14 protein-coding genes are annotated in these 14,443 nt (G+C 67.9%); 11 read left to right on the top strand and 3 right to left on the bottom strand.

Translation table 11 applies throughout. From position 1 onward, the window contains the following. The 11 genes from VKA86_13505 to metK all read left to right on the top strand — a co-directional run. Nucleotides 1-493 (top strand): RNA polymerase sigma-54 factor (locus tag VKA86_13505; GenBank protein HKK72229.1); only part of this gene is annotated, 493 nt, incomplete at its 5' end. 143 nt (nt 494-636) lie between these two features. Then, nucleotides 637-1,023 carry a ribosome-associated translation inhibitor RaiA gene (gene raiA / locus VKA86_13500; GenBank protein ID HKK72228.1) on the top strand — a complete coding sequence of 129 codons (387 nt, stop codon included), beginning with the start codon at nt 637-639 and terminating at the stop codon, nt 1,021-1,023. Between the two features lie 8 nt (nt 1,024-1,031). Then, the gene (gene hprK / locus VKA86_13495; protein HKK72227.1) at nt 1,032-2,018 is read left to right on the top strand and encodes an HPr(Ser) kinase/phosphatase; all 987 of its coding nucleotides are present in this window, start codon (nt 1,032-1,034) and stop codon (nt 2,016-2,018) included. Nucleotides 2,019-2,052: 34 nt separating this feature from the next. Continuing rightward, nucleotides 2,053-2,445, top strand: coding sequence for a hypothetical protein (locus tag VKA86_13490; protein ID HKK72226.1), 393 nt, complete (start codon nt 2,053-2,055; stop codon nt 2,443-2,445). A 3-nt stretch (nt 2,446-2,448) separates the two neighbouring features. Next, nucleotides 2,449-2,949 (top strand): PTS sugar transporter subunit IIB, encoded by a 501-nt coding sequence (locus tag VKA86_13485; protein ID HKK72225.1) that lies wholly within the window; start codon nt 2,449-2,451, stop codon nt 2,947-2,949. Further along, nucleotides 2,946-3,626, top strand: a complete 681-nt coding sequence (locus VKA86_13480) for a hypothetical protein (protein HKK72224.1) — start codon at nt 2,946-2,948, stop codon at nt 3,624-3,626. The genes VKA86_13485 and VKA86_13480 overlap by 4 nt, the downstream gene beginning before the upstream one ends. Continuing rightward, entirely contained in the window at nt 3,626-4,348 is a 723-nt protein-coding gene (locus VKA86_13475) for a PTS system mannose/fructose/sorbose family transporter subunit IID (GenBank protein HKK72223.1), read from the top strand. Before VKA86_13480 ends, VKA86_13475 begins: the two co-directional genes overlap by 1 nt. A 19-nt stretch (nt 4,349-4,367) precedes the next feature. Beyond that, the gene (locus VKA86_13470) at nt 4,368-4,637 is read left to right on the top strand and encodes an HPr family phosphocarrier protein (protein ID HKK72222.1); all 270 of its coding nucleotides are present in this window, start codon (nt 4,368-4,370) and stop codon (nt 4,635-4,637) included. 1 nt (nt 4,638) lies between these two features. After that, the gene (ptsP, locus tag VKA86_13465; protein HKK72221.1) at nt 4,639-6,390 is read left to right on the top strand and encodes a phosphoenolpyruvate--protein phosphotransferase; all 1,752 of its coding nucleotides are present in this window, start codon (nt 4,639-4,641) and stop codon (nt 6,388-6,390) included. Nucleotides 6,391-6,419: 29 nt separating this feature from the next. After that, the gene (locus VKA86_13460) at nt 6,420-7,466 is read left to right on the top strand and encodes an SIS domain-containing protein (protein HKK72220.1); all 1,047 of its coding nucleotides are present in this window, start codon (nt 6,420-6,422) and stop codon (nt 7,464-7,466) included. Between the two features lie 155 nt (nt 7,467-7,621). Further along, on the top strand, nt 7,622-8,797 hold the full coding sequence (gene metK, locus VKA86_13455) for a methionine adenosyltransferase (GenBank protein HKK72219.1): 1,176 nt from the start codon (nt 7,622-7,624) through the stop codon (nt 8,795-8,797). A gap of 99 nt (nt 8,798-8,896) precedes the next feature. On the opposite strand, the gene VKA86_13450 is transcribed toward metK, so the two are convergent. The 3 genes from VKA86_13450 to VKA86_13440 all read right to left on the bottom strand — a co-directional run bounded on the left by VKA86_13450 (nt 8,897) and on the right by VKA86_13440 (nt 14,397). Next, nucleotides 8,897-11,749, bottom strand: a complete 2,853-nt coding sequence (locus VKA86_13450) for a PKD domain-containing protein (protein ID HKK72218.1) — start codon at nt 11,747-11,749, stop codon at nt 8,897-8,899. Nucleotides 11,750-11,953: 204 nt separating this feature from the next. After that, the gene (locus VKA86_13445) at nt 11,954-13,033 is read right to left on the bottom strand and encodes an LptF/LptG family permease (protein HKK72217.1); all 1,080 of its coding nucleotides are present in this window, start codon (nt 13,031-13,033) and stop codon (nt 11,954-11,956) included. Next, nucleotides 13,030-14,397, bottom strand: coding sequence for an LptF/LptG family permease (locus tag VKA86_13440; protein HKK72216.1), 1,368 nt, complete (start codon nt 14,395-14,397; stop codon nt 13,030-13,032). The genes VKA86_13445 and VKA86_13440 overlap by 4 nt, the downstream gene beginning before the upstream one ends. Nucleotides 14,398-14,443 lie beyond the last annotated feature (46 nt).

The following is a 14,443-nucleotide window of genomic DNA, read 5'->3' as shown; positions in this document are numbered from 1 at the left end:
CGAGACCCGCAAGTTCATCGTCGACAAGTTGCAGAGCGCGCGCTGGCTGATCCAGACCATCGAGCAGCGCCGTCGTACGATCGTCAAGGTCATGCAGAGCATCGTCGAGGAACAGCGGGACTTCTTCGACAAGGGTCCGGTGGCGCTGAAGCCGCTGACCCTCCAACAGGTCGCCAACCGGATCGGCATGCACGAGTCGACGGTCAGTCGCGTGACGACGAACAAGTACGTGCAGACCCCGCGCGGGGTCTTCGAGCTCAAGTACTTCTTCAGTTCGTCCCTCGACACCGACGACGGCGACAGCATGTCGTCGAAGGCGGCAAAAACCCGGATCCGTGAGATCATCGAGAAGGAGGACAAGGCAAAGCCCATGAGCGACCAGAAGATCGTGGACATGCTCAAGGCCGAGGGTCTGAACATCGCCCGGCGGACGGTCGCGAAGTATCGCGAGCAGCTCAACATCCTGCCTGCTCGGATGCGCAAGACCTACTGATCTCGGCACCGAGCCGCCGCCTCGCTCGACTTCGTGACCCGGCCCCGAAAGGGCTGGCTCCGGTCGGGACGGAACGGTAAGGTCGACCGCAGACCCGAACCCGGCGGCCCGAGCGCAGGGTCGTCACTCCAGGAGGGATTCCGGTGCACCTGGACATTCAGCCCCGCAATTACAAGCCCACCGCCCGCGTTCGCGAAACCATAGAGGACAAGTCGCAGAAGCTCCTGAAGTACGCCGACGTCGATCGCGTGCGGTACACCCTCTCGGAGGAGAATCTCGACCTCGTCTGCGAGGTCCATCTGCACGTCATGGGGAAGGACTTCCACGCGAAGGCCAGCAGCGAAGACATGCTGAACTCCGTGGACCAGGCCAGCGCAGCTCTCGAGAAGCAGTTGCGTCGGTACAAGAGCAAGCGCGAGGATCGCCGCAAGGCGCCGGACGCGTCGGGCATGAACTCCGCGAACGCCCTCGAGGCCACGCTCGCGTCCGAGGCCGCGAGCGAGCCCGACGAGGACGAGATCGACCGCTGAGTCCCCGCATGACCTCCCACGACCCGGAACACAGCGTTCCCTTCGAAGCGGTCGTCGAGCGTCTCCGCCACGTGGCCGAGGTGGAGGCGCTCACCGACTCCGGTCCGGAGACACCAACCGTCTCCCATCTCGACATCCATCGTCCCGGCATGGCTCTCATGGGCTACGTCGAGGGGTTCCATCGAGAGCGGATCCAGGTCTTCGGCGAGACCGAGATGGGATACCTCCGCACACTCGACCCCGAGCTGGAGCGTCAGGCGCTCGAGCGGGTGTTCTCCCTCGACCTGCCGGGGATCTTCGTGGCCAAGGGCTTGCCCGCCGGCTCCGGCCTGGTCGAGTCGGCCCTGCGCCATCGCGTGCCGCTGGCCATCGTCGATCTGGCGACCGACGAGCTCAGCACCGCGGTGCGCGACGTGCTCGCGCGCTTCTTCGCCCCGAAGACCACCCGCCACGCCACGCTGGTCGACGTCTACGGCGTGGGTGTGCTCGTCACCGGCCCGAGCGGAATCGGCAAGAGCGAGACGGCGCTCGACCTGGTCGAGCGCGGGCACCGTCTGGTCGCCGACGACATCGTGGTGATCCGGCGGACCTCGCGCGACGTGCTCATGGGGCGGAGCCGCGACAACGTCGAACACCTCATGGAGATCCGCGGACTCGGCGTGATCGACGTGTTCCCGCTCTTCGGTGTCCGCGCCATCCGCATGCAGAAGCGGATCGAGGTCGAGCTCGCGCTCGAGGAATGGAGCGAGACCAAGGACTACGACCGGCACGGTCTCGATCGCGACTCCACCGAGATCCTGGGTGTGAGGATTCCCCGGGTCACGGCCCCGATCTTCCCCGGGAAGAACAACACTGTGATCGCCGAGGTCATTGCGCTAGATTTCATGCTGAAGACCTACGGAATCGATTCGGCCGAGGACTTCAACCGAAAGCTGATCGAGACCATGTCCGAACAGGGATTCACGAAGCGGTACCTGGAACACGACCCCGAGTGACTCCCACGCCCCCACCCCTCGCCACGCCCTCGCGATGCGCGCACTCCTGGTGACCCACGGTGAGCTCGGGGACGCCCTCCTCGAGAGTGCGCGCCTGATCTACGCCGTCGAGGCCCCGATCTCGGTGTTGAGCAACGCGTCGCTCGGACTCGAGGACCTGGTGGCCGCGATCCGTGGATGGCTCGACCGGGAGCCGGGTCCGGCGCTGATCATGGTCGACGTCGGGGGCGGGAGTTGTGGAGTCGCGGCCCGGGCGGCCGCCACGGGGCGCCCTGGAACCTGGCTCCTCGCCGGTGCCAACCTGCCCATGGTCCTGACCTATCTCAGTCATCACGGTCAGGTCGGTCCCGACGATCTGCTGTCACGACTGCTCGATCGAGCGCACAACGCGGTGGCCCTGCTCGAGGTCGACGACAGAGGGGGATGAGCGATGACCCTGCTCATGGCGCGGATCGACGACCGTCTGGTACACGGTCAGGTGATCGTCGGTTGCTGCGAGCCGCTCGGGGGCCGCAGGATCCTCGTCTGCGACGACGTGGTCTCGCGGGACTCGGTTCGGCAATCGCTCTTCGCCGCCGCGGTCCCACCCGACATCGAAGTCGAGTTCCTCGAGCCCGCGCGCTGCCCGGCGCGGCTGCAGGCGTTGTCGGACGTCGGTGAGAACGCCGTGACGATCCTGCTCACCCGCGACTGTGCAACCATGCGCACCCTCGTCGAGTCCGGTTCCGGGATCGATCGTGTCGTCGTCGGGGGCTTGCATCGCCGCCCCGGTGCGGTCGAGGTCGTCGAGGGGTTCCACCTGACCGAGGCGGACCGCAACGACCTGGTCGCGTTGATCCGGGCCGGTTGTCGGGTGGCCTTCCAGTCCGTCCCCGGAGCGGCAGAGGTCGGTGCCGAGACCGTGCTCGGGGACACGGGGACTTCGCCTTGATCGCGGCCGCTGCCCTGGGTGCGCTGGCGGGACTCGATCGCACCGCATTCGGACAGACCGCTCTCGCCAATCCCTTCGTCGCGGCGTGTCTGTCGGCCTGGATCGCCGGTGTGCCGGGCCAGGGCGTCTGGCTCGGGATCGGCCTGCTCCTGCTCTCGGTGGCCCGGATCCCGGTGGGAGAGCAACGGGTCCGGGACTGGACCTCGGCCGCGGTGGCCGCTCCCTGGTGGGCGGGTCCCGATGCCGGGCCGGAACGATGGGCCCTGGCCCTGCTCCTGTCGGTCGCACTGGCTCACCTCGCCGGACGTATCGTCGGAACGACCCGGGCGATGGTCGGTCGGTGGGTCGAGGACTGGCGCGAGACCGACGAGACCTCCGTCGGGCCCACCGCGCTGCACCTGCGCTGCACCGCCCTCCACGCGTTGCGTGGGGGCCTGGTCGTCGGGGCAGCCGTTCCGGTCGGAGGAGCATTCCTCGATCTGCTCGTGCCCCGCCTGGACACGGCCGAAGTCACCGCGCTGGCGCGATTCTGGGAACTGGCGCCCATCGCCCTCTTGCCCTTACTCTGGCGCTTTCACGGCGACCTGGGTCGTGCTCGCCACCAGTGGTCGGCACTCCTGCTCGGGTTCGCGGTGGGACTGGCCCTCCTGGTCCTCGGCACGGAGGTGCCGTCGTGATGCGACGGGGCCGGTCCGGGATGGCAGCCATCTCGTGGTGGAGGCTCTGGAGCGTCCAGGGCAGCTTCTCGCCGTCGCGGCGGCAGTGGCTGGGCTGGATCGTCGCCCTCGAGCCCACCCGCGAGGAGGCGGCCCGACCCGATGCGGACTGGGTCCGGGCCGAGCCGGGGGTCGTGAACACGAATCCCTTCCTGTTCGGCGTTCTCGCGGGTGCGCGGGTCGCCGTCGACGAGCAGGGGAATCGGGATCTTGCGCGGGCGCTCACCGAGACCCTGCCGAGCACGCTCGGCGCACTCGGCGACCGACTCGTGTGGACGGGACTGCGCCCCGCGGTGATGGTGTGGGCCGCGGTCGCCGCTCTCTGGGCCGGCCCGTGGGCCGCGCTGGTCGCGTGGGCGGTGCTGGGGATCGGACAAGGGTGGTTGCGTCACTGGGGTCTGCGTTGGGGGTACGTCCAGGGTCCGGCGATCGGACTGGCGTTGCGCCGGCTCCCGCTCCACGCCCTGGCGGATCGTTTCCGTCGCGCCGGGGCGGTCGGTGCCGGTGTCCTCGCGGCCTCGCTGCTCGGCAGCGGCGCGGGACCGACGATTGCGGAGTTCCCCCTGTCGACCGCCGGAGCCACGGCGATGGTCGCCGTGCTCGCCTGGAAGCGTTCGGGCCCCGAGTGGGCTCTGCTGAGCGTGGGGTTGCTCGTGTGGGCCGTCACCCGGCTCCAAGGTTGAGGACGGGGGAAGCCGGGCCATGGCTCTGAGAACGGCGCACATCGGAGATCCGGTGGGACTCCACCTGCGGGCGGCGAGCCGCATCGTCCAGGTGGCCAAGCAGTTCGAGTGCGACATCCGGATCGCCTACAGCGGCGTGGAGACGAACGCCAAGAGCATCCTGGGCCTGGCCTCGCTGGTCGCGAGGCATCGGGATCCGATCGACGTGATCGCCGTGGGGCCCGACGAGGCGGAGGCGCTCGATGCCCTCGTCCATCTCATCGAGGTCGAGTTGGCCGAGGAGGCCTGAGGTGCAGCGCTGGCGAGGAATCAGTGCGTCTCCGGGACTCGTGATCGCTCCGGCGAAGACCTGGCGTCGCGCCGCGTTGCGCGTCGACTGGCGTACGCCCCCCGGTGGGGACGCAGCACACGAGAGAGAGCGCCTCGAACGGGCCCTCGAGATGACCCGCGCCGAGCTGAGTTCGCTCCGCTCACAACTGCGCCAGCAGCTCGGTGAGGAACAGGCGCAGATCCTGGACGCGCAGCTGCTGATCCTCGAGGACGAGGACTTCCTGTCGGTCGTCGACCGCGCGATCGAGTCGGAGCGGCTGTCGGCCGAAGCCGCCTTCACCCGGGCCATGGCCGAGGCCCTGATTCCGCTCGACCTGCGCGGCGATGGCCTGTTCCGCGAGCGCATGACCGACTTCCGCGACGTCGAGCAGCGCGTCGTCCGCGCCCTCACCGGGGGCAGTGATCCCGTTCCGCAGCTCGACGAAGCGTGCATCCTGGTCACGCCCCAACTCACCCCGAGCGAGACGGCAGCCCTGGACCTCGCCCATGTGCGCGGCTTCTGCGTGGACGAGGGGGGGCACACCGGGCACACCGCCATCATCGCGCGCAGTCTGGGCGTGCCCGCCGTGGTCGGTCTCCGTGACTTCAGCGGTCGCGTCGAGGACGGTGTCGACCTGGCCATCGACGGGGCCACGGGTGAGGTCATGGTCGACCCGGACGCAGCGACGCTGCGGCGTTTCGAGGTTCGCATCCGTCGCCGGCGGCAGGCCGAGGAGCGGCTGCTCCGGATCCGCGACGTCGCAGCCGAGACCACCGACGGCCGCCGCGTGGAGTTGTCGGCGAACATCGAGTTGCCGCAGGAGGTCGATCTGGCGTTGGCGAACGGCGCGCGTGGGATCGGACTGGTGCGCACCGAGTACTTCTACCTGTCGACGTCGCACCTGCCGAGCGAGGAGGAGCAGGTCGCCAGCTACCGTGACCTGCTCGAACGCGTGGGCGACGCACCCGTGATCTTCCGCGCGCTCGACGTCGGGGGCGACAAGCTGCTCGCGGCCATGGGAGGCATGCGGGAGTACAATCCCTTCCTCGGTCTCCGCGGTGCCCGTTTCCTGCTGAGCCACCCCGAAATCCTGCACACGCAGCTGCGGGCCCTGTACCGGGCGAGTCGCTACGGCAGCATGAAGATCATGTTCCCCATGGTGTGCGACCTCGAGGAACTGCGGGCCTTCCAGAGCGAGGCGGCGGCCGTGCGTGACGTGCTGCACCGCGAGGGCCACGAATTCGACGCCGAACTCGAGCTCGGGATCATGATCGAGACGCCGTCGGCGGTCGCCATGGCACCGGAGCTCGCGCGCGAGTGCGACTTCTTCAGCATCGGGACGAACGACCTGACGCAGTACCTGCTCGCGGTCGACCGCACGAATGCACGGGTCGCCCATCTGGCGCAGGCACACCACCCGGCGGTCCTGCGGGCCATCCGCGACACCGTACGGGCCGCGCACGACGCCGGGATCTGGGTCGGTTGCTGTGGAGAGATGGGGGCGAATCCGCTGCACGCCCTGCTCTTGGTGGGCATCGGCATCGACGAGCTCAGTACCCATGCGGCAGCCGTGCCGCTGGTGAAGAAGGCGATCCGCAGCGTGAGCTACGAGCAGGTGCGGGGTTGGGCCGAGGACGTGGCGCAGCTCTCGACGACCGCGGAGGTCGACCGCTACCTGCGGACCCGCGCGCACGAGCGTCTGCGCGATTTCCTCGGATCCGATCAGGAGTGATCGGTCCACGACCGACGGGGAGGATCTCCATGGACATGACCCGCGCGGGAGTCCGCGAGATGGCGGCGTTGGTGGCGCGCCTGGGTGAGCAGCTCCGCAGCTCGTACGCCATTGCGTGCGGTCACGACGTCGTGATTCCGACCGACGCCGATCGCGTCGTGGTGTTCGGCATGGGTGGCAGCGCGGCCGCGGCCGAGGTGGTGGGTGGGAGCCTGGCTGCCGGCACTTTCGATCTGCGGATCGTGCGGACCTACGCTCCCCCCTTCCCTCTGCGCGATCGCGATCTGCTGGTGTTCAGCAGCTATTCCGGCAACACCGAAGAGACCCTCTCGTCCTTCGAAGCGGTGCTCGAGGGCGAGCACGCGGACCGGGCCGTGGCGCTGGGTTCGGGCGGACGCCTGGCCGAGCTGGCCGAGGCCGCCGACGTTCCCGTCCTGCCGATTCCCGGTGGCCTGCCTCCTCGCGCCAGTCTGGGTCACGGTGTCGGTCTTCTCTGCGGAATCCTGCAGCGTGCGGGGATGGTCGGGGACCTGACCGCGCAGGTGGAGGAGGCCGCCGGTCGGCTCGACGACGGCGTGCGGCGTCACGGCCTCGACGGTGACGCCCCCGGCGACGACTCGGTGTCCGGCTGGGCCGAGCGCTTGAGCGGCCGCCTGCCCGTGGTCTACGCCGGGGCACCGGTCGCGATCGCATCCATGCGGCGACTCCGGGCCCAGCTGAACGAGAACTCGAAGATGCTCGTGTCGACCGCAGAACTCCCGGAGCTCGATCACAACGAGATCGTGGGATGGGGGCATGCGACGTCCGTGCGGTCCGAGGCCGTCGTCGTCGCTCTGCGCGATCCCGGAGAGCATCCACGGGTGGCGCGTCGTTTCGAGATCACCCGCGAGGTGCTCGCGGACCGTGTCGCGCACTGGGGCGAGGTCTCGGTGCAAGACGGTGCTCCGCTCGCGCGCTGCCTGGAGTCGGTCCAGTGGGGTGACGCATTGTCCGTGGCCCTGGCGTCACACCACGAAGTGGATCCCATGCCCGTGTCGGCCATCGATACTCTGAAGGATCGTCTCGGCCGCCCCTGATCCCGTGCGCGGCCCGCCGTTCGATTGCCAGCCCGGGGTCCAGGTGCTAGCATTTTCTCTTCACGTCCGGTGCGGACAGGGGTTCCGATGCCCCGTTCCGCGTACCCAGCCGGGTCCCGTCACAACCGGTCTCAACCTGGTGGAGGAATCGAAGTATGTCCGAGAAGCAGTTGTTCACGTCGGAATCGGTGACCGAGGGTCACCCCGACAAGGTCGCGGACGCGATCTCCGACACCGTGGTCGATGCGATCCTCGAGGCCGACCCGAACGGGCGCGTGGCCTGCGAGACGATGGTGACCACGGGCCTGGCGCTGCTCGCCGGTGAGATCTCCACCAACACCTACGTGGACATTCCGAAGCTCGTGCGCGGCACCATCAAGGCGATCGGCTACACGGACGCCTCCTACGGCTTCGACTACGAGACCTGCGCCGTCATGACCTCGATCGACGAGCAGAGCGGCGACATCGCCCAGGGCGTCGATCGCGAGAGCCCCGAGGAGCAGGGCGCCGGCGACCAGGGCATGATGTTCGGCTACGCGACCACCGAGACCGATGCGTACATGCCCATGCCGATCCACCTGGCGCACCGCATGTCGCAGCGTCTGGCGGAGGTCCGCAAGGATGGCCGTCATCCCTACCTGCGCCCGGACGGCAAGACCCAGGTGACCGTCGAGTACGATGGCGAGCGGGCCGTTCGTTGCCACACCGTGGTGCTCTCGACCCAGCACGATGAGGCCGCCAAGCTCGATCGCATCCGCGAGGACATGGTGGCGGCCGTGGTCCGACCCGTTCTCGACGACAGTGGCCTCGAGTACTCCATGGACACCACGCGGATCCATGTGAACCCGACCGGCCGCTTCGTGCTGGGCGGTCCCCAGGCCGATGCCGGGCTGACCGGGCGCAAGATCATCGTCGACACCTACGGGGGCATGGGCCGCCACGGTGGGGGCGCCTTCAGCGGCAAGGACCCGAGCAAGGTCGATCGCTCCGCTTGCTACGCGGCGCGCCACGTGGCCAAGAACCTCGTGGCCGCCGGCGCCGCCGACCGCATCGAGGTACAGCTGGCCTACGCCATCGGCGTGGCCGAGCCGGTGTCGGTGCGCGTCGAGAGCTTCGGGACGGCCCGGGCCGACGAGGAGAAGATCGAGGCCTGTGTCCGGGAGCTCTGGAAGCTGACGCCGAACGGGATCATCACTTCGCTGGACCTCAAGCGCCCGATGTACCGGCGCACCGCGGCCTACGGTCACTTCGGCCGGCCGGGTAGCGACGACGCCTTCACGTGGGAGCGCCTCGATCGCGTCGACGACGTGAAGCAGTACCTGGGCCTCTGATCGCCCGGCGATCGGCCGGAGGTGGGAGACGAAGAAGGGGGCCCCGGCGTGATGCCGGGGCCCCTCTTCCGTGAACAGCGGTGGGGTCGGGGTCGGGGCCTAGCGATCCGAGCCGACGACCCGTCCGTTGATCGGAGCCAGCAGCTGATCGGCCGCCGCCTGTTCCTCGCACTGGTCGAGCACGCCGTTGCCGTTGGCGTCGATGATGTCCTGACCGAGGTCGTTGGTTCCCTCCGCTCGGAGGTAGATCCCGGTGGCCTGGTCGAAGATCGCGAACTCCTGGATCTCGACGATGTCCAGGCGACCGTTCTCGTTGCAGTCGCAGTCGTCGATGACTTCGTCACCGTCGCCGTCGAGCGCGGGATCGAGCGTGATCTCCACCACGTCGAAGTCGCCGTTGAGGTTGCAGTCGCACTCGTCGAGCAGGCCGTCACGGTCGAGGTCGGAGCGGTTCGGACCGAGGTTCTCGATGTCCTCGAAGGTCTCGTTGCGATCGGGAACACCGTTCGCGTTGCAGTCCTGGCACAGATCAGGGATCTGGTCGGGCCCGGCCTCGAGCTCCAAGGGGATGAAGTCGCCGCTGTCCTCTTCGTTGAAGTCGATCAGGGTGATCTGGTCCTCCTCGCTCACGTACGAGGCGAGGCGGCCGTCGGGGCCGACGGTGAAGTCGGTGATCGCGTCGGCGATCTGGTCGAGGTCGGGAACGGCGTTGCGATCGCAGTCGCAGAGGTCGAACACACCGTTCTGGTCGAGATCGTTCGTGGTCGGGTCGAGCGGCGGATCGTAGATCTCGTCGCTGTTGCAATCGCACTCGTCGAGCAGCCCGTTCGAATCGACGTCGAGCAGCGGGCCGCCCGCGGCGAAGTCGTCACCGTCGGGCGTGCCGTTCTCGTTGCAGTCGGCGCAGGCGTCGATGACCTGGTCACGGTTCGCGTCGAGGGTGCTGGTGTAGACGATGGTCCCGTCGCGGTTCTCGACCTCGGTGATCGCGTCGCCGATGTCGACCAGATCGGCGGTCTGGTTGTCGTTGCAGTCGCAGTCGTCGATCAGCTCGCCGTCGCTGGCGGTGACGAAGCCACGCTCGATCTCTCCGCGGTCGAAGCGTCCGTTGCCGTTGCAGTCGCACTCGTCGAGGACGCCGTTGGCGTCGACGTCGACCCGACGGCGGTCGGGATCGAAGCCGCCGTCTTCGGGGGGGAGGCCCACCGTGTACTGCAGGAAGTCGAGCACGCCGTTGTCGTCGCAGTCCTCGCAGAAGTCGAGCACGCCGTTCGATTCTCCGGCGAACTGGTCGAGATCGCTGGTGTAGCCGAAGGCCTCGTTGTGCGGCACGGTCACGAGATCCTGCTGGTCCTGCGGCAGGTTCCGCCAGAGGACGAGCTCGAAGCTCGGGTCCTGGCGGATCTCGACCAGGTCGGCGACGCCGTTCCAGTCGCAGTCGCAGTCGTCGGGCAGATTGTTCTGGTCTTCGTCGTCGACGTCGCCACTCGCGAGCTGCAGCTCGTCGTACTCACCGTCGCTGTTGCAGTCGCACTCGTCGGGGATGCCGTTGATGTCGATGTCGACGGTGGCTTCGTCAGCGATCTCGGCGCCGTCCTTCCTGCCGTTGTCGTTGCAGTCGGCGCAATAGTCGAGAACGCCGTCGCCGGAACGGTCGACGAAGCTCTCGCGGGCCAGGAGTTCCATGGTGTCGCCCAGACGGTTGCCGTTGCAGTCGGCGACGTCGTGCACCAGGAAGGCGTCGCGCGTGCTGGTCGGGGCGACGGTGGTGTCGCGCACGGCCGTGAACTCGCGCAGGCGGATCGGTCGGATCTGCGGGACCGAGAGCGTGTCGGGGGCGTTGGTGAAGTAGAGCCGGGCGATCTGGATCTCGGCGGACGGATCGTCCAGGGCCGTGTCGGACTCGAAGCGGATGTCGACGAAGTTCTCCTCGGTCTCGCTGGTGCCCGAGAAGCCCTGGTCGATCAGCGGGCTGTTCAGCTCGACGCGGTCGAGGGTCAGGCCGGGATCGTACTCGATCCGGACCGAGACCTCGTTCGCGCCGTCGAGGTAGTAGCCCCGTACGTCGATCGAATCGGGCGCCCCGGGCGCGACGTAGGCGAAGACGGGGTTGGTGAGCGCACCGCCCACCGGCAGCGTGCTCGTGATGGTGTCGGTCCTGCGGACTCCGGTGACGACCTCGGTGACGCTCACGACCCCCGAGACGTCACCGCGTTGGTCGACGTCGAAGCTCAGGGTGACCGGGTTCTGGTCGGGTCGTACATCTCCGGTGTCGAAGCCCCACTCCCAGTCGTACTGGGCGAAGATGTCGGTGATCTCGCAGGTCGGACGCAGGATTCCGTCGAAGGTCGCCTGCCATCCCTCGAACTCGGGCTGGGTCGACAGCACGACGCGATCGCGGAGGGGAATCACCTCGATCGGACGCTCTTCGCCCTCGGGATCGAGCCCCGTGTTCTCCGGCAGGCTCTCGTCGAAGCGCAACCCGGTGCGGACCTCGGCCTCGAAGTCGAGGATGTCGAGCTCGTTCGACCGACCGCGGACCTGCACCAGGAGGGTGCGGGTGTCGGTGTCGCCGTCGTCGTCCTGCACCGTCAGGCTGGCCTCGTAGTCACCCACGCGGTCGTACACGAAACGGGGTTCGACCACGTTCTCGGCGTCGACCCGTCCGTCGCCGTCGAAGTCCCAGAACCAGTCGAGCGCCGAGTTGGCGCCCGTGGGATCGTCGAAGCGGTTGCCGCTGCTGGCCCGTGCGAAGAACGAGACCTCCAGCCCCAGGGTCGAGTCGGGTTCCTGCACGGTCATGGCCCCGCACAGCGGGTTGGCCGACAATTTCGTGATGTAGGGCTTGGTGTCCTCTTCACAGCCGGTGCCCAGGAAGGGCAGGGGCAGCACGAGGGCGACGAACAGGAGCGACCGTGCGAGGTCGGCCCCGCGACGAGAGCAGCGGATCATCGGCGAAATCTCCCGATGGGGTGACGCGGCAGCAACGGGCTCCGCGGTCGAACGGCGAGAGCGGACTCGGACCCGGCGGCGCTCGACCTCGTGCCGGTTCGGACGACCGGAATCAGGCCCGCGGACCGGCGCCGGGACGGAGCGCTCGACGAGCGGAAAATGCAGGGTATCGCGTGCCCGCGCAAGGGGCAAGGGACTCTCTTTTCATCGGTTGGCTCGCACGAACAGCCACGTTCCGGTCACTGCGTAGACGATGTTCCCGGTCCAGGCCGAGGCCCAGATCGGCACCTTCCCGCCCCGGCCGAGCTCGAGGCCGAAGTCCATCATCAGGTAGTAGCCGAAGGCCAGGGCGACAGTCAGGCCGAAACCGGCCCAGAGATTGGTCCGGCGCCTCGCGGCTCCGATGGCGAGGCCCAGGATCACGACGAGCAGGTTGATCACGGGAAAGCTGATCTTGTGGGCCATCTCGGCCCGATACTGCGTGGAATCCCCGCCCGTGCGATCGACCCAGTTCGCGAAGTCCCGCAACTGCCTCCAGTTCATTTCCTCGTGCTTGATCCGGCGCCGCGACAGCTCGCTGGGTTTCTCGACCGGCCCCTCGAGCCGGCGCGAGGTGAATCGCTCGATCGACTCGGTGCCGTCGGGGGCGAAGCGGCGGATCGAACCGTCGCGCAGCTCCCAGTGGTTCTCCTGCCAGAGGGCCCGCCGGGCGTCGATCCGCTCGACCAGCGTGGAATCGGTGAAGGTCTGCACCGAGAGCCGGTCCAGCGTGGGGGGACGTGTCCGGAAGCGGTGGACGACGTACACGCGCCCCCATGCGTCGACATGGGTGAAGTCACTGCGGCCCTTGAGGTTGTGGCGCTCCTTCTCCTCGATCTCGTAGTCGCGCACGTCGTAGTGCCGGTGGTTCGCGGCTGCGACCACGTACTCGCGCCAGCCGATCGCCGCGATCGTCACCAGCACGCCCAGCACCAGCAGCGTGCGGCTCAGGCGGAGCAGGCTCACCCCGGCGGCGAGCATCGACGCGTACTCGCGATTCTTGCTCAGGATGCCCACCGTGAACATCGACGCCATCAGCATGCTGATCGGGGTGACGAAATCGATCAGGTAGGGCAGTCGGAAGAAGTAGTAGCGCCCGATCTCGAGCAGGGTGGCTTCGTCGTCGACGAAGTCGTCGATGTGGTCGATCAGGTCCATGAGGATGAACACGGCCAGGAAGGCCAGGACCGACCACAGGAAGACGCGGACGAAGGTGCTCAGGACGTACCGGTCGATCAGCGTCATGACGACCGCTTCCGCAGCGACGGCAGCCACGACGGCCACCGCAGTTCCACCGTGGGGTTCTCCTGCACCGCGCGGTGCAGCAGGAAGACGCCCACGACGCCCAGGACGAGGTTCGGACTCCACATGGCGATCCAGGCGTCCACCCGCCCGCGATCGGCCATCTTCTCGCCGGTGGACAGGAAGACGTAGTAGACGATGAACCCGAGCAGGCTCAGTCCCACCGACACGCCGCGCCCGCCGCGCGCGCTCACCACCGCCAGGGGAATGCCCAGGACCACGAAGACGACGCAAGCCACGGGTATGGAGAACTTCTTGTGCCACTCGACCGCGTACTTGCCGGCCCGGGTCCGATGATCCTGGCGGGTCTGTGCGTTCAGCGACAGCGAGCGCTGTCGCGACGAGGTCAGGCTCTGCCACTGGGTGTATTCGTCCAGCGCGGTGCGGGTGGCCCCGAGCTCGGGGGCGGTGTCCGGATCGCGCTCCAGGTAGGCCTTGTCGATCACGTCGCGCAGGTGTTTCTGCGCCGACTCCGACTTCTGCACCGCGAGCGACTCCTGCTCGGCGATGGCGGCGGCGAGCATGTTCAGGTCCATCTCGCGGTCGCCGCGACGGTTGCCCCGGCGGACACGGGTCTCTTCGCGTTCGAGGACCAGCATGAAGGTCTGCCGCGTGAAGCGTGTGCGATTGTAGGTGGAGGGATTCTCGGGATCGGGCACGCGGTGGATCTCGCCGTCGAAGAGTTCCAGTCGGATGCGCGAGGGACCCAGGGTCTTCAGGCGACCGTGGTCGGCGACGACCACGTCGGGTGCGAGGTCTCCGCGGCCCTCCCGCTGGTACAGCACCACGTCCTGCAGCTCGCCGGTCTGATCGTCCTTGAAGCGCACGAAGATGGTGTAGCGATCGCTGATCTCGGCGAAGGTGTTCGGCCGGATCTCGAGCGTCGGCCGCATCTGCTGGATCTCGAACAGGGTGTTGCGCAGCCGGTGATTGCCGTCGGGCAGCACGTAGTGGTTGTAGGCGATCATGCCCGCGGTCAGGACCACGCCGGTGACCAGCAGCGGCCGCGCGAGACGGTACAGACCCACCCCGCAGGCCTTCAGGGCGGTCACCTCGTGGTCGCCCGCCAGGTGCCCCACGGCCATCAGCACGCCGATGAGCGTCGCCATGGGCACGGTCAATGCAATCGTGTGCCCCAGGCTGAGAACGAGGACCTCGCTCGCCGTCACGATCGAGATGCCCTTCTCCAGGAACAGATTGATGTACACCTGGAGGACGTTGATCATCAGCAGGAAGGTCGTGATCGACAGCCCGAAGAGGAACGGCGGGACGAACGTGGCCAGCAGATGACGATCGATGAGCTTCATGGCTCGTTTCGCGCAGTTGGCGGGGCAGGCACGTCGTTCGTTCCTT

Source organism: Candidatus Krumholzibacteriia bacterium (assembly GCA_035268685.1).
Taxonomy (GTDB): Bacteria; Krumholzibacteriota; Krumholzibacteriia; order JAJRXK01; family JAJRXK01; genus JAJRXK01.
The sequence above is the reverse complement of the archived record's forward strand: the minus strand, read 5'-3'. Positions and strand labels throughout refer to the sequence as shown.

What these genes read in the sequence shown, in the direction of transcription:
- hprK (HKK72227.1), top strand. Translation starts at nt 1,032, where the DNA reads ATGACCTCCCACGACCCGGAACACAGCGTTCCCTTCGAAGCGGTCGTC.
- VKA86_13490 (HKK72226.1), top strand. Translation starts at nt 2,053, where the DNA reads ATGCGCGCACTCCTGGTGACCCACGGTGAGCTCGGGGACGCCCTCCTC.
- VKA86_13485 (HKK72225.1), top strand. Translation starts at nt 2,449, where the DNA reads ATGACCCTGCTCATGGCGCGGATCGACGACCGTCTGGTACACGGTCAG.
- VKA86_13475 (HKK72223.1), top strand. Translation starts at nt 3,626, where the DNA reads ATGCGACGGGGCCGGTCCGGGATGGCAGCCATCTCGTGGTGGAGGCTC.
- VKA86_13470 (HKK72222.1), top strand. Translation starts at nt 4,368, where the DNA reads ATGGCTCTGAGAACGGCGCACATCGGAGATCCGGTGGGACTCCACCTG.
- VKA86_13460 (HKK72220.1), top strand. Translation starts at nt 6,420, where the DNA reads ATGGACATGACCCGCGCGGGAGTCCGCGAGATGGCGGCGTTGGTGGCG.
- metK (HKK72219.1), top strand. Translation starts at nt 7,622, where the DNA reads ATGTCCGAGAAGCAGTTGTTCACGTCGGAATCGGTGACCGAGGGTCAC.
- VKA86_13450 (HKK72218.1), bottom strand. Translation starts at nt 11,749, where the DNA reads ATGATCCGCTGCTCTCGTCGCGGGGCCGACCTCGCACGGTCGCTCCTG.
- VKA86_13445 (HKK72217.1), bottom strand. Translation starts at nt 13,033, where the DNA reads ATGACGCTGATCGACCGGTACGTCCTGAGCACCTTCGTCCGCGTCTTC.
- VKA86_13440 (HKK72216.1), bottom strand. Translation starts at nt 14,397, where the DNA reads ATGAAGCTCATCGATCGTCATCTGCTGGCCACGTTCGTCCCGCCGTTC.